Raw genomic sequence first — 14931 nt, forward strand, 5'->3', positions numbered from 1 at the left:
ATGGAAGGAAATTATAAAAAATTATTCACAGGGTAACCTCCTTATAATTTCCTAAAGAATAAAGAAAGACTCACTAAGGAGTCTTATTCTTATAAATCAATATATTTTAAGCCATTGTTTGAATTACCCATGGAATTCCATATGATATAATAGTCATTATTATTGTTGCTATTATTAAGCCTACAAAAATTGCTAAGGATGCCTTCTTAGTTTTAATACCAAGTAATGCTGCTATAAGCGCTCCTGTCCAAGCACCTGTTCCTGGTAGAGGCACTCCAACAAATAATGCAAGTCCCCAAAATTCATATTTTTGAATTTGTTCACTTTTAGCCATTGATTTCTTTTCTAACTTTTCAACCATAGGTCTAAATAGCTTAGTTTTTTTCATCCAATTAAATATTGGAGTAATGAAAAATAAAATGAATGGAATAGGAACTATATTTCCTAAAATACATAAAAATATAGCATTAAATACTCCAATTCCTAATAAAGAAGCTGCAATTAAGCCACCTCTCAACTCTAAAATAGGTACCATTGATATTATAAACGCTACAAGTTCCTTTGGCATGAAATTTAATGTACTAGTAAACCAATTAATTAATGAATCTGTCATAATCTACTCCTTATACTATATATTTTTTAACATTATTTATTTTAAGTAAAATTATTACTCTATATAAGATTACATAATAAATACATAGTATTCAAGTCCCCTTTTATACGTTTTAGTCTTTGAATATAAGAGTCTAGATTTAAATAAACTAGAATTTGTGAATAAATAGTCCACTTCTAGGTTTTGGTTCAAACCAAGTTGATTTTGGTGGCATTATTTCTCCACTATCTGCAATTGCCATTATATCTTCAATAGTTGTTGGATACATTGAAAAACTAATTTTCATATCTGTTTTAGCTCTTCTTTCAAGTTCATTAAGCCCCCTTATACCACCTATAAATTTTATTCTTTTTGATTTTCTAGGATCATCTATTCCTAGTATTGGTTTTAGTAAACTGTTTTGAAGTATTGATACATCTAATCTATCTACAGGATCATCTGGATTAAATATTCCATTCTTAGCCTTCAATAAATACCATTGATCTTCTAAGTACATTCCAAAAGTGTGTTTTCCCTTTGGTTTAACTTGTTCTTTACTTTCAACAACTTCAAAGTTTTCCTTTACCTTACTTAAAAAATCATCTTTAGAAAGTCCATTTAAATCCTTGACTGTTCTATTATAATCCAATACTTCTAATTCACTATCCGGATATGATATAGATAAAAAGAAATTGAATTCCTCTTCTCCCGTATAGCTTTCTTTTTCTGCCCTTTTTATATGGCCAACTTTAACTGCTGAAGCTGATCTATGATGTCCATCAGCTATATATAAATATTTTACTGTTTTAAATAAATCCTGTAACCTATTTACCGTACCTTCATCATCTATAATCCAGACAGTATGAATTATTCCATCATCAGCTTTGAAATCATATATTGGTTCCTTCTTGACCCATTCATTCACTATATTTGAAATATTCTTATTTTCTCTATAGGTTAGGAAAATAGGCCCAGTATGAGCTCCACATTTATAAACGTGATTTATTCTATCAATTTCTTTTTCTTCTCTTGTTAATTCATGTTTTTTAATAATATTATTAGTATAATCATCTATTGAAGCACAAGCTACAAGCCCTGTTTGACTTCTACCATTCATAACCTGTCTATAAATATAGTAATTAGGCTTTGTATCTTCTATATATAATCCATCATCAATCATTTTATCTAAATTTTCTTTTGCCTTTTCATAAACCCTATCATCATATACATCTATTTCTTCTGGCAAATCAACTTCTGCCTTATCTACATGTAAAAATGAATAAGGATTATCCTTTACCCTCTCTCTAGCTTCATCACTATTCATTACATCATAAGGTAATGCTGCAATTTTTTCTCCAAGTTCTTTTATAGGCCTTATAGCCTTAAAAGGTCTAATTATTGCCATTAATATTCCTCCTATAATTTAGCCTAGCTAAAAAACTCTTTAATTACTGAGACTACTTCATCTCCAATTCTTTCTTGAGCTTCCATAGTTGATGCCCCTATATGAGGTGTACAACTAACTCTCGGATGATTAACTAATGCTTCATTAGTATTTGGTTCCACTTCAAATACATCAATACCTGCTCCTGCAATCTTACCACTGTCTAATGCTTCTAATAAAGCTTCTTCATCTACTACTTTTCCTCTTGCACAATTAATTAAATAAGATCCATCCTTAATTAATTTTAATTCATCTTTTCCTATTAGAGAACCAACATTTTTATCATAAGGAACATGAAGAGAAATAAAATCTGAAATAGCCAATAAGTTTTTTAAATCTAAATATTCATACTTTATATCATATACTTTTCCGAAAGCATCATTATATACAACCTTCATCCCTAAAGCAGTAGCTTTTCTAGCTAGTGATTTTCCTATTCTTCCCATCCCTACAATGCCTAAAGTCTTACCCCTAAGTTCTACTCCCTCATACTTTTTCTTATTCCATTCACCGTTTCTCATTGTATAGTTAGAAGTTCCCACAAATCTTGCCACTGCAAACATATGAGCTAAAGCAAGCTCAGCAACAGAATCCGAACTAGAATTTGGAGTATTTCTTACAGTAATCCCACATTCCTTTGCTGCTAATATATCTATATTATCTATACCAACACCTGCTCTAACTATTAATTTTAACTTTCCACCTTTAGCTGACTCCAGTACATCCTTAGTTACCTTAGTTGCTGATCTTATAATTAAAGCATCATATTCTTTAAGAGCTTCTCCTAACTCTTGTTTATCATAATGTTTATCTATCACTTGAAAGCCTAATGCTACAAGATTATTAATAGCTTTCTCTTGCAAACCATCACTTACTAAAATTTTATTCATTTTATACCCCCTATTAAATACAGAAATACATTTATTAATGTTATTTATGATAATAAGAGCTTAGAAATAAATCTAAACTCTTATTATATATATTTCTGCCAAATTTATTACCTGCTTATTGCTTAATTTACTTAGTCCTATTCCAAACCTAAAATATTATTTATATTACTTAAAAGTTCTTGAATATCTTTCATTTGACAATCTGCCATATGTGCTATTCTAAATGTCTTGTCCTTTAAGCTTCCGTATCCATTAGATATTTGGAACCCCCTCTTACCTAATTCCTTATTTAAAGCTGAAACATCTATACCCCTATTATTTTTTACAGTTGTTAAGGTATTAGATAAGTAATTTTCATCTGGAAATAACTCAAAATACTTCTTTGCCCACGCTCTAACCACCTTAGCCATTTCTAAATGTCTTTCAAATCTATTTTCTAGACCTTCCTTATTTAATATATAGTCTAGTTGATAATCAAGAGCATACATATGTGGTATTGATGGTGTTGACGGATACTGATAATCTTTCTTTTGGATATATTTATATAATGCTAATAAGTCTAGATAAAATCCTCTATTAGGTACTTTTTCAGCTCTTTCTTTTGCCTTATTAGAGAATGTACATACAGCTAGTCCAGGAGGCAGTCCTAATGCCTTTTGGCTTGATGTTATACATACATCTATTCCCCAATTATCCACTTCTATCTTTGTTCCAGCTGCAGAGCTTACAGTATCCACTATAAATACCACCTCTGGATATTTCTTAACAACTTCTCCTATTTCTTTAACAGGGTTCATTATACCTGTTGATGTTTCATTATGAGTTACTGCTACTAAATCATATTTTCCTGTTGAAAGTTCTTTATCAACCATTTCTGGAGATATGGCTTTACCCATCTCTACTTCAAAAATATCAGCAGGAACATTATTATAAACAGCCATTTCATACCATCGTTTTCCAAATGCCCCCACGGAAAATACAGCTGCCCTCTTTGCTGTACACGATCTTATGGCCCCTTCCATAAGTCCACTACCTGATGTAGTTGACAATAATATTTCACTTTCAGTGAAAAACAGTTTTCTTAAGTTGTCACTGATTCTTCTTTGAATCTCAGAAGCTTCTTTGCTTCTGTGGCCAATCATAGGTTTTGCCAATTGCTCTAATACATCTGACCTAACCTCAACTGGTCCAGGAATAAATAGCTTTTTATGCATGCGTTTTCCCCCATTATAAATTTTTTATTTTACTTATCGCTTATTTTTATTGTTAATTTTACTACTTTTTTACATTTTTAACAACTGTTTTGTTAGTTAGTTCGAATGTTCTTTAATAATTTACAAATTTATTACCATAAATATTCTTTTGTTAATTAAAAGAATATTTTTTACTTTTAGCCCTAAAGTACTTTTTATTATTAATTTATGTAAAAACTTTAGATTTGGCCACTATTATTTTTCTTTAATAAATCTCTAATTTCTGTTAATAATTCTTGTTCTAGTGTTAGTTTTGGTTCTTCAACTTCAATCTCTTCTTCCTTAACTTCAGCTTTCTTTCTATTTAATTTAGAAATTACTTTAATAAATATAAATATTGAAAGAGCTATAATTAAAAAATCTACTACATTTTGAATAAAAGCCCCATAATTTAATGTAACTGCATCAGCACCATCTACTCCTGGCTTTAATATATACTTAAGATCTTTAAAATCTACCCCTCCAGTTATAGCTCCAATTGGTGGCATTATTATATCGCTTACTAATGATGATACTATTTTATTAAATGCTCCCCCAATAATAACCCCAATTGCTAAATCTAATACATTTCCCTTTAATGCAAATTCTTTAAATTCATTTATAAACTTTTTTCCTTTTTCACCCATTTATAATTCCTCCTAAAATTACTTATCGAATATTAATATCGATTCTGTTTCTCTACAATATTTAACACATATGCATTGTCCTAGATGCCTTGGACATTTATAACATAAACACCCTTTATCATCCCCATTACAAGTCTTTTTATGTTCTGGACAGTAACTACAATTTACTCCATTTCCCGCTGGCATATTACCCTCTCCTTAAAATAATTTTTAATATAGCTATTTTATCACATTATTTTCAAAATACTAGTAACCACATTTATTCATTTCCATATATTGATTTTATAAGAAGCTTTTCACTCATTAATAAAGAAAAAAACTTCTAACTCCCATCTATATAAACTTTTGGGAACTATTATGTTCCCTCTCTCACAAAAACAAGGAGCTATATAAATTTACTCCATAAAAATGTGGACTATCATTAAAACAAAACGATAGTCCACCTTAGTAATTTTATACGAAATTTTCTTCAATTAATTTATAAAAATAATTGAAATATTACTAAAAATATAACCCCAGGAACTCCTAAGAACCCGGCAATCAATGCTGTTATCCAATTTATACCTATTGTAAATCCAAAATAAGTACCCAGTAAGTTTGTACAGTATAATAATACTATTCCTATAACTCCGTTTATTAAAATTTTAAGTGGCCATTTTAATAACTTTATTAATAAATAAAGTAATACTAGTCCAACTAGTCCATAAACTACTAAATTTAAATCCATATAAATCCCCTCCACTTAATTCTATTCATTAGCAAAAAATAATATTAATCTATTCTTCTTAAGTCCCTACTTTTAGCCATACTTATTAAATAATCATATCTTGTTTTGGCTGCATCTTCTGCATGAATTGCTAGTTCAATTAATTTAGGATCACTTACAGAATTAAAGAGAGATCTAGCTACTTCCATCTCTTTAATTGTTTCTTCAATATTAGTCAATAACACAATATCTTCTTCACTATATTCATTCTTGTTTTTATCCATACTTTTCATTAAAAAATCTAAAATAGTATTAATATCCATTCTAATTCCTCCTAAATACTCTTATTAAATTATTATCCATTTTTTAACAGGAATATTCAGGAGAAATAAGATTTTTTATAATAAAGGCGCAAAAACTCTTAATATAGCTGTAATAAATCTATTTGACCACTTAATTTTATGACAATCCTCAATTGTAATTTCTTGACAAACATTTAATGTCTCTAAAAAGTCTTCTTTTATTTCCATAACTGATTTGGTTTTATATAATAATACACCATTTTCAAAATGTAAATAAAGACTTCTATAATCCATATTTATTGTTCCGACAACACCAATTTTATCATCCGATACGAAAGTTTTTGAATGAATAAAACCTGGTGTATATTCATATATTTTTACACCCGCTTCTATCAATTGAGCATAATATGCCCTAGTTACTAAGTGTACATACCATTTATCTTCAATATGAGGAGTTACTATAATAACTTCAACTCCACTTTTTGCAGCTAATGTTAAGGCTGTTACTAATTCATTATCTACTATTAAGTAAGGAGTATTTATATAAATATAATCCCTTGCCTTATTGATAATATTTAAATAAACATACTCTCCAACAGTTTCATCATCTAAAGGACTATCACCATAAGGCTGAACATACCCATCACTTTCGAAAGGCTTTAAATAATTAACTGATGGTCTATATTTATCATAATCTTCTTTTTCTCCACAATTAAATTTCCAAACCTGAAGAAACATCATAGTAAAATTCCAAACTGCCTCTCCCTTTAATATTATAGCTGCATCTTTCCAGTGACCAAACCTAACGATTTCATTAATATATTCATCTGCTAAGTTTATCCCTCCAGTAAAGGCTGTATGGCCATCAATAATTGTAATTTTTCTATGATCTCTGTTATTCATAACTACAGATAAAAATGGAACAAATGGATTAAACACTACACATTTTATTCCCTTTTGTCTTAATTTTTCATAATATTTATATGGAAGTGTCTGAAGGCACCCCATATCATCATATATTAACCTAACATCTACACCTTCTTGTACTTTTTCCTCCAAGATTTCTAAAATACTATCCCACATTACTCCTTCATGAATTATAAAGTATTCCATAAATATATACTTTTTAGCTTTTTTCAATTCTTTTTTAAGTTCTTCAAAGAATTCTTCTCCAGGAGATAAATATCTTGTTGTAGTATTTTTATATATAGGACTCGCTGCATAGTTATTTAAATATTTGACTTGATTGGCAACTGATTTATCATCTTCTTCAATTTCCTTTAAAACATCATTATCTTGTTTTAGATATTTAGCTGTTTCATTATGAATATTAATCATTCGTCTTCTAAATTTTTTAGTAGTTCTTCTTGAACCAAATATTAAATAAAACAATCCACCAAAAACAGGTACAAGTAAAACAGGTATTATCCATGCCAACTTATAAGATGGATTATCCTTTGTACTGACTATATATATTGCAGCAAATATACTTATTGCAATAAATAAACCATATAGGTATACAAAGGATTCTGATAGCTTCCATATAGTAAATATTAATATTCCAAGTTGTATAAGAATAAGTAAACCTATAATAACCATTCTACTAAATAAAAATTTTAATATCTTAGTCATATATTCACCTTTAATCTATATTTCTTTTCTTCCCTCAAGGGCCTTTGAAAGAGTTACTTCATCAGCATATTCTAAGTCTCCTCCAACAGGAATACCTGACGCTATTCTAGTTACTCTGATATTTAAAGGCTTTAATATTCTTGATATATACATAGCAGTTGCTTCGCCTTCAATATTTGGATTAGTAGCAAGTATTACTTCTTTTACATCAGCGCTCATTCTTGCAACTAACTCTCTTATTCTTATATCTTGTGGTCCTCTTCCTTGCATTGGTGATAAATTTCCATGAAGAACATGATAAGTTCCGTTGTACTCTTTAACTTTTTCCATTGTCATTATATCCTTTGGTTGTTCAACTACACAAATTATATCCTTATCCCTACTTGGATTAGAACATATTGCACAAGGATCTGAATCTGTAAAGTTTCCACAAATTGAACAATATTTTATAGTTCCTCTAGCTTTAACTAAAGCATCTGCAAATTCTCTAACTTCATCTTCAGGAAGATTTAAAACATGTAGAGCTAATCTTTGAGCTGTTTTTTGCCCTATACTTGGTAGCTTGGCAAATTCTTCAATAAGCTTTTCTATAGCAACTGGATAAAAATCCATAAAATCATCCTTTCCGTAAAATAAATACATAAAAAGGCGAAATGAAATTCGCCCTTAGTTTAAATTATTTAAAATAATCCTGGTATGTTCATTCCGCCAGTTAATTTTCCCATTTTATTTGCGCTTTCTTCTTCAGCTTTTCTTAAAGCCTCATTTACTGCGCTTAGTACTAAATCTTCTAACATTTCAACATCATCAGCATCTACTACTTCTGGCTTTATATTAATAGAAACAACTTCCTTCTTACCATTTGCCTTTACAACTACGGCTCCACCACCTACTGAAACCTCAAACTCTTTTGTTTCTAGGTCCTTTTGCATTTGCTCCATTTCCTTTTGAAGTTTTTGTGCTTGCTTCATTAGGTTATTCATATTTCCTCCCCCAAATCCGCCTGGGAATCCTCCTCTTGCCATAAAAACATCCTCCTTTTATAAAAATCTATTCTTTATTATATAGTATTTCTCTTTATTTTACTATATTTAAGCCATTATTAATTTTATTTTTATTATTGTTATTTCTCCTATTATTTATGTAGATATTATTCATCTAAAATATCTACCATATCAGCTCCTAAAGACTCTATTAGCATATCTTCTGTTGACTTATTATTTCCTGTAGGTTCTTCAACTTCAAATACAATCTTTATATCTTCTCTAAATATTTCTGCTAATACTTCTTGTATAACAGTTCTATTTTCAGGTTTTTCTAATCTGTCTTTATTGAACTTAAATTGATCTTCATACTCTATAGTTAAAATTCCATTTTTACATTCAATAGGCTTCCCTGTTACCATAGACGCATAAACTATCATTTTTCTTCTAGCCTTAAATCTTTCTAAAATATCTTTCCATGATCTTTGAATATCTTCTAATGTTACCTTAGAATTTTCATTACCACTAATGTTATGACTTATGGTTTTCTTAACTTCTTTTTTAGCTTCTCTATTAATACCTTCTCTTTTATGAGTTTCACCTTCAATTGAAGCTGCGCTTACAACCTTAAGGCTACCATTTTTTAGCCCTTCTTCAAGTTTATTAATCCTACTTAAAATAACCTCATTAGAAGTATCATATTCTATTTTACACATTTTGATAATAGATAGTTCCAAATATAATCTTGCTTGTTTACTTAATTTCGCATTTCCTTCAGCCTCTTGAAGTATTCTAATGCATCTCATAACTTCTTCTGCCCTAACTTTTGATGCTTGCTCCTTAATTAACGCAATATTTTCTTCAGACATATCCAATACTTCTTCAGGATTATTAGTAACCTTAGCCATAAGGATATTTCTATAATGATTAATTAAATCCTTAATAAAAAGATATAGGTCTTTTCCTGCATATACTACTTCATCTATTATACTTATAGATTTTTCAACATTCCTTTGAATAACTGCATTAGTTAAATTAAATAAATTATCATTAGTAACAAGCCCTAGCATATTTACAAGAACATCATATTCTACTGCTCCATTTCCCATAGATATTGCTTGATCTAATATACTTAAAGCATCTCTCATAGCTCCATCAGAAACTCTTGCAATTAAATTCAAACTCTTATCATCTGCCAATGCATTTTGTTCATTAACTATCTTTCTAAGTCTAGCTGTAATTTCATTATTATTTATTCTTTTAAAATCAAATCTTTGACATCTTGAAAGAATAGTAATAGGTAACTTCTGTGGATCTGTTGTTGCCAGAATAAATATTACGTTCTTTGGTGGTTCCTCTAGAGTCTTTAAAAATGCATTAACAGCCCCTGTAGATAACATATGAACTTCGTCCATAATATAAACTTTAAATCTACATTCTTGAGGAGGATATTTAACATCATCTATAATATCTCTAATTTTATCAACACCATTATTAGATGCAGCATCAAGTTCTGTAACATCTATAGCTAAGCCTTCATTTATCTTTTGGCACATTTCACATTTATTACAAGGTTCTCCATCATGTAAATCAAGGCAATTTAAAGCCTTAGCAAAAACCTTAGCTGTTGTTGTTTTACCAGTTCCTCTTGTTCCACAGAAAAGATATGCATGAGCTATTCTATCATTTAATATTTGATTCTTAACTGTAGTCGTTATATGTTCTTGACCAACAATATCATAGAAATTTTGTGGTCTCCATTCTCTATATAAAGCTGTATATCCCATAAAATCATTCCTTATTTTAATTATTTACTTATATTATAGACTAAAGATGAAAATTAATGAAGTTTGAAAGTTTTAATTTCAAATCCTTCATTTTATTTTTTTCATCATGCAAGTGCGATTATAAAATCCTGCATATCAATTTCACTCGTAATATCCTTATATTGAAATATACAAATATTTCAATTATTCTTTGTTAAATTTTAAACATGTACGTTTTCATTTAATATTTTCCCCTAAAAATTTATATAAACACCTTTTATTTGAAAATAAATAAACCTCTCAAATAATCAAAAGAACCCAGGATAAACCTGAGTTCTTATATATTTTTTATATTTTTTTTCTTATACCAACTATCTCAATGGTGGTAATTACCACACCTATAACCCCAACAATTTTAAATGAAACATCTAATGAAAATATATCTCCCACTAACCCACATATAGGAAAGAGTATTATCATCATTAAAGAATAAAACATACTTTCAACTGAAATTATAGTTGCTCTTTGCTTTGATTCAACCATGGAATTTATCAGTTCACTACTTATAGGTTGAAGTATAGCAGTTAAAAATCCTATAGCTAAAAAAATCACTATTATTAATTCTTTGTTTAAGTATCCCATTAATATTAGCAGCATACTAATTAACATAGATATTATTAACCAACCCCAACTATTAAACCTCTTATATATTTTATTACTTAAAATTGCTCCTAAAGACGAAAGTATTCCATTAAATAAAAATATTATAGAAATACTAACTCTAGAATATCCCATATCACTTAAAAATTGTTGCCCATAAAAATATATTACAGCTGAAAAAGTATATATAATAGGGAAAAACACTAATATATTAAGAAGCTTTTTATTCTCCTTAAGTATATTTATAGAAATTCTAAAGTGATCTCTCACTGCCACCTTCCCTTTATTCTTATCCCTACTTCCTACTTCAGTAAAATTAAGTGATATAGCTAATGAACATATACCAATAATAATAGCAACAACATAACTAATAATAAAATTTATTTGCGAAAGAAGACCACCAATAAAAACTGCTAACCCTTGTGAAACTTCTATTATCAAATTTAACCTTCCATTAATTCTTAAATACTCATCTTCTCTATTTAAAGTTTCAAGCGTATCATAAACTAATGCTTCTTCAGATCCTGAGTTTAAATTATATCCCCAGGCAGATAATATAAATCCAATTGCAAAACCAATAAATGAATTAGAAAACAGCATAATAATTGCAGATAATAAGGATACTACCCTTCCAATTATCATGGATTTTCTTCTACCAAACAAATCAGCAAATGCTCCTGTTGGTATTTCTGATAAAAATCCAGTTATATGAAACATTCCTTCAAGCAAACCTATTTCAGCTAAGTTCATCCCCTTATATCCTAAATATAAAACCCAAATTGCGGATGTTATATCAAAGGATGAAAAAAATCTATATAAATAATCATTTTTAATATTCTTTTTTATCTTATTCATTAAAATCAACTCCAACTATTTTTTACATTTTTGGATATAATAAAAGACCCATTTACAATAAAACGGGTCTAATTGGAGTTACTATATTGCAAGTTAAGAAATAGATTCTTGCAAATTCCCCCTAAAAAAGGTTATAGTAATCCAATTTTCAAAAATTGTTGCTGTTTTTGATTGTGAACTACTAGATAAAATTTCATACTTAACTTTTCTTACAGAAAATTCCACAGTTCTACTTCTCCCTTCTTTTCCAAAATAATCTATATTAATAATAAAATATTTTAATAAATTTTGCAAGTTTTTTAAAAATAAAAAGGTAGAAACGTAGTATTTAATACTATATATCTTTTTTCAGAATTTTACGACTTTTTTTTACAGAAATCAACTATATAATATTTATTAAAATATTTTTCACCATTTTTTATAGCATTTTTTCTTCGTCATATATTTTGAATTTCATTGATACATATAACTTCAATATTAATAATTTACTCATAACACATTGTTATATAGGATGTAAAAAATCTTTCTTGAAACTCAACTAATGCTTGTATTTGAAACTTATTATATTTATTTATATCTTTACAAACTACCAATTTATCTTCATTATCATCTTCCCTTTTTATTACTGCCACAACAAATCCAGAAAACTTTTCCAAAGGTTCAAACTCACCTACTATATATGCATCTATCTCTTCACCATCGCCTGAAATAGTTCCTGGTATATATCCATAATTAATAGGATAAAAGAACCCATGAGATGGATGTTTTATTCCTAACGGTCTATCCACCACAACATCTACAAGTTTTCCTAAATATTTTTCCATATGAAGTCTCCTTATTTATTTAATAAATATTTATAACACTACATTTTAAAGTTTGATTCTTCCACCCATTTATCTAATGCATTCTTACTAAATATGACATCTCCATTAATATCTATATATGGTATTTTAGATTCTTCATTATTCATAATTTGCATTAAAATTTCCTCTGATATCCCTAAATACACCGATGCAGTATATCTATTCATGATACTGTTATTAGCTTCATCATTTATAAAAATATCTCTATTAATATTATTCAATCCTTGCGAAATCCCATTTGATATATTCATTCCATTATTATCAATAGCCATTGAAATATTAGATGATGCAATAATAATAGATATTGCTAAAGCAAAAATAGATATTGGTAAAAATTTATCCTTTGCCATTGATTCTTCCCCCCTAAATTTTTTCTAATATAATTACACTTATATAACATTATACCATATAATGTAATTTAAGTTAATTTAATACTGAATACTTTTTTAAGCTTTTTACTGTTTGATTAATATTTTTATAGTACAATAGTCTTAATTAAAAATAAGGAGGTATATAATTTGAGTTTATATGATAAGAAATATTTATCTATTGTTAAAGATATATTAGATAATGGATATTATGATAACAACAGAACTGGGATGCCTACATACAAGCTTCCTCATCAAATTATGCAATTTAACTTACAAAAGGAGTTTCCTATCTTAACAACTAAGAAGGTTGCCTTTAAAACTGCTATAAAGGAAATGCTATGGATATACAGAGATCAATCTAATGATGTTACAAAGCTTCAAGAACAAAATGTTCATATTTGGGACGAATGGGTTGATGAAAATAATACTATAGGTAAAGCTTATGGATATCAAATAGCTAAGTTTAATCAAGTTGATAAACTTATTGAAACTTTAAAAAATAATCCTCAAGACAGAAGAATGATTATGTCTATGTGGAATATTGAGGATCTACCAGAAATGACTTTACAACCATGTTGCTACCAAACTCTATGGGATGTAACTGATGGATATCTTAACTGTATGCTTGTCCAACGTAGTGGTGACATCCCACTAGGAGTTCCATTTAATACCAGTCAGTATGCTGTATTAGTTCACTTAATAGCGCAAGTAACTAATTTGAAACCAGGATTATTTACTCATGTTATTAATAATGCTCATATATATCAAAATCAAATTGAAGGAATGAAACTTCAACTTAATAGAGCAAATGAAGATTATGATGCTCCAAAGCTGTGGATAAATCCAGAAATCACTAACTTCTATGATTTTACTGTGGATGATATTAAACTTATAGATTATAAACACCATGATCCAATTAAAATGGAGGTAAGTGTATAATGCTATCAATTATAGTGGCGAAAGCTAGCAATGATGTAATTGGTGGTGATAATAAGCTTTTATGGCATATATCAGATGATTTAAAAAGATTTAAGAGTATTACATCAGGCCATACAATAATTATGGGAAGAAAAACCTTTGAGTCATTACCTAAGGTATTGCCTAATAGACATCATATCGTAATTACTAGAGATAAGAATTTTAAAATTGATTCATCATCTGTTGAAGTAATTAATGATATAAATACTATTATCGATAAATATAAAAACTCTTCTGAAGAAGTATTTATTATTGGTGGAGGAGAGATTTATAAATCCCTTTTACCTAATACAAAAAAACTTTATTTAACTAGAATTTATAAAGATTTTTATGGAGATACTAGATTTCCTGAAATTAACTTTGATGATTGGATTATTGATAACCAATCTGAAATTTTAACCAATGAATCTAATAATTTAAAGTTTGATTTTATTGATTTAATTAGAAAATAGAAAACGAGGGTACTCCATAAAGGAATGCCCTCGCTTTCTTTGTCCTATTGTATGTTAATCCTATTGAAGAGTAACCTATAATTAATTGTAATTATAATTCTAATTTCATATTTACATTAAAAAAACCCTTCTTTTCTAGAAAGGCCTAAAAATTAAACCGTGCACCTAGCTTCGACAGTAATCTATAGACGTTACTATGTAGTTAGCTCTGACAAGATTTATCCATATCACACGCAGTAATCACTTATCGCTGCTTCCTTCCGGACCTGACGAGGTTCATGCACTTACGTCGTATGGGACCTTGCCATCAACACCACTTGCATAGGCAGGCTCTACAGATTAAAGCCTAGACTAGGAATTCAATCCTGCTATAGCGGATTGCAGGTTACAGGGCACCGCTAACTCCCCATCTAGCACGGCCATGGCGGAGAGAAGGGGATTTGAACCCCTGATAGAGTTTCCCCTATACACGCTTTCCAGGCGTGCTCCTTCGACCACTCGGACATCTCTCCATAATATGAAATTTCCTATTCGTATATGTTCATAGGAGTATGTTCA

General features: G+C 29.0%; 18 protein-coding genes, 1 tRNA gene and 1 other RNA gene. 2 read left to right on the forward strand and 18 right to left on the reverse strand.

What is annotated here, in order from left to right; translation table 11 throughout:
* Positions 1-106 precede the first annotated feature (106 nt).
* The 16 genes from ACQPUY_RS13510 to ACQPUY_RS13585 form a co-directional block, all read right to left on the reverse strand.
* A complete protein-coding gene (locus tag ACQPUY_RS13510; protein WP_430841807.1) occupies positions 107-613 on the reverse strand; it encodes a COG2426 family protein in 507 nt (168 codons plus the stop codon).
* 148 nt (positions 614-761) lie between these two features.
* A complete protein-coding gene (locus tag ACQPUY_RS13515) occupies positions 762-1997 on the reverse strand; it encodes a DUF1015 domain-containing protein (protein WP_430841809.1) in 1236 nt (411 codons plus the stop codon).
* A gap of 23 nt (positions 1998-2020) precedes the next feature.
* The gene (locus ACQPUY_RS13520; protein WP_430841811.1) at positions 2021-2926 is read right to left on the reverse strand and encodes a D-2-hydroxyacid dehydrogenase; all 906 of its coding nucleotides are present in this window, start codon (positions 2924-2926) and stop codon (positions 2021-2023) included.
* Between the two features lie 137 nt (positions 2927-3063).
* Positions 3064-4140 (reverse strand): pyridoxal-phosphate-dependent aminotransferase family protein, encoded by a 1077-nt coding sequence (locus tag ACQPUY_RS13525; protein WP_430841813.1) that lies wholly within the window; start codon positions 4138-4140, stop codon positions 3064-3066.
* Between the two features lie 218 nt (positions 4141-4358).
* On the reverse strand, positions 4359-4805 hold the full coding sequence (mscL, locus tag ACQPUY_RS13530; RefSeq protein ID WP_430841815.1) for a large-conductance mechanosensitive channel protein MscL: 447 nt from the start codon (positions 4803-4805) through the stop codon (positions 4359-4361).
* Between the two features lie 18 nt (positions 4806-4823).
* Entirely contained in the window at positions 4824-4991 is a 168-nt protein-coding gene (locus ACQPUY_RS13535) for a hypothetical protein (RefSeq protein WP_430841817.1), read from the reverse strand.
* A gap of 292 nt (positions 4992-5283) precedes the next feature.
* Positions 5284-5532, reverse strand: coding sequence for a pro-sigmaK processing inhibitor BofA family protein (locus tag ACQPUY_RS13540; RefSeq protein ID WP_430841819.1), 249 nt, complete (start codon positions 5530-5532; stop codon positions 5284-5286).
* Between the two features lie 44 nt (positions 5533-5576).
* Positions 5577-5834 carry a DUF2508 family protein gene (locus ACQPUY_RS13545; RefSeq protein ID WP_430841821.1) on the reverse strand — a complete coding sequence of 86 codons (258 nt, stop codon included), beginning with the start codon at positions 5832-5834 and terminating at the stop codon, positions 5577-5579.
* Between the two features lie 75 nt (positions 5835-5909).
* A complete protein-coding gene (cls, locus tag ACQPUY_RS13550) occupies positions 5910-7445 on the reverse strand; it encodes a cardiolipin synthase (protein WP_430841823.1) in 1536 nt (511 codons plus the stop codon).
* Positions 7446-7460: 15 nt separating this feature from the next.
* Positions 7461-8057 (reverse strand): recombination mediator RecR, encoded by a 597-nt coding sequence (recR, locus tag ACQPUY_RS13555; RefSeq protein WP_066889083.1) that lies wholly within the window; start codon positions 8055-8057, stop codon positions 7461-7463.
* A gap of 68 nt (positions 8058-8125) precedes the next feature.
* Positions 8126-8470 (reverse strand): YbaB/EbfC family nucleoid-associated protein, encoded by a 345-nt coding sequence (locus tag ACQPUY_RS13560; RefSeq protein ID WP_430841825.1) that lies wholly within the window; start codon positions 8468-8470, stop codon positions 8126-8128.
* A 125-nt stretch (positions 8471-8595) separates the two neighbouring features.
* The gene (gene dnaX, locus ACQPUY_RS13565) at positions 8596-10215 is read right to left on the reverse strand and encodes a DNA polymerase III subunit gamma/tau (RefSeq protein WP_430841827.1); all 1620 of its coding nucleotides are present in this window, start codon (positions 10213-10215) and stop codon (positions 8596-8598) included.
* 327 nt (positions 10216-10542) lie between these two features.
* Positions 10543-11709, reverse strand: coding sequence for an MFS transporter (locus ACQPUY_RS13570; protein WP_430841829.1), 1167 nt, complete (start codon positions 11707-11709; stop codon positions 10543-10545).
* A gap of 93 nt (positions 11710-11802) precedes the next feature.
* Entirely contained in the window at positions 11803-11934 is a 132-nt protein-coding gene (locus tag ACQPUY_RS13575) for a hypothetical protein (protein ID WP_430841831.1), read from the reverse strand.
* A gap of 260 nt (positions 11935-12194) precedes the next feature.
* Positions 12195-12533 (reverse strand): inorganic diphosphatase, encoded by a 339-nt coding sequence (locus ACQPUY_RS13580; protein ID WP_430841833.1) that lies wholly within the window; start codon positions 12531-12533, stop codon positions 12195-12197.
* Between the two features lie 38 nt (positions 12534-12571).
* Positions 12572-12922: a hypothetical protein gene (locus tag ACQPUY_RS13585; RefSeq protein ID WP_430841835.1), complete on the reverse strand. Its 351-nt coding sequence runs from the start codon at positions 12920-12922 to the stop codon at positions 12572-12574.
* A gap of 168 nt (positions 12923-13090) precedes the next feature.
* On the opposite strand from ACQPUY_RS13585, the gene ACQPUY_RS13590 reads away from it, so the two are divergent.
* Complete coding sequence (locus ACQPUY_RS13590; RefSeq protein ID WP_430841837.1) at positions 13091-13882, forward strand: thymidylate synthase; 792 nt, start codon at positions 13091-13093, stop codon at positions 13880-13882.
* Entirely contained in the window at positions 13882-14373 is a 492-nt protein-coding gene (locus ACQPUY_RS13595) for a dihydrofolate reductase (RefSeq protein ID WP_430841839.1), read from the forward strand. Before ACQPUY_RS13590 ends, ACQPUY_RS13595 begins: the two co-directional genes overlap by 1 nt.
* Positions 14374-14530: 157 nt before the next feature.
* Here ACQPUY_RS13595 and ffs read toward each other — a convergent pair.
* Positions 14531-14792, reverse strand: an RNA gene (gene ffs, locus ACQPUY_RS13600) — signal recognition particle sRNA large type.
* Between the two features lie 3 nt (positions 14793-14795).
* A tRNA-Ser gene (locus ACQPUY_RS13605) sits at positions 14796-14885 on the reverse strand.
* Positions 14886-14931 lie beyond the last annotated feature (46 nt).

Origin of the sequence: Clostridium nigeriense (genome assembly GCF_050585245.1) — a bacterium.
In the GTDB taxonomy this organism is placed as follows: domain Bacteria; phylum Bacillota; class Clostridia; order Clostridiales; family Clostridiaceae; genus Clostridium; species Clostridium nigeriense_A.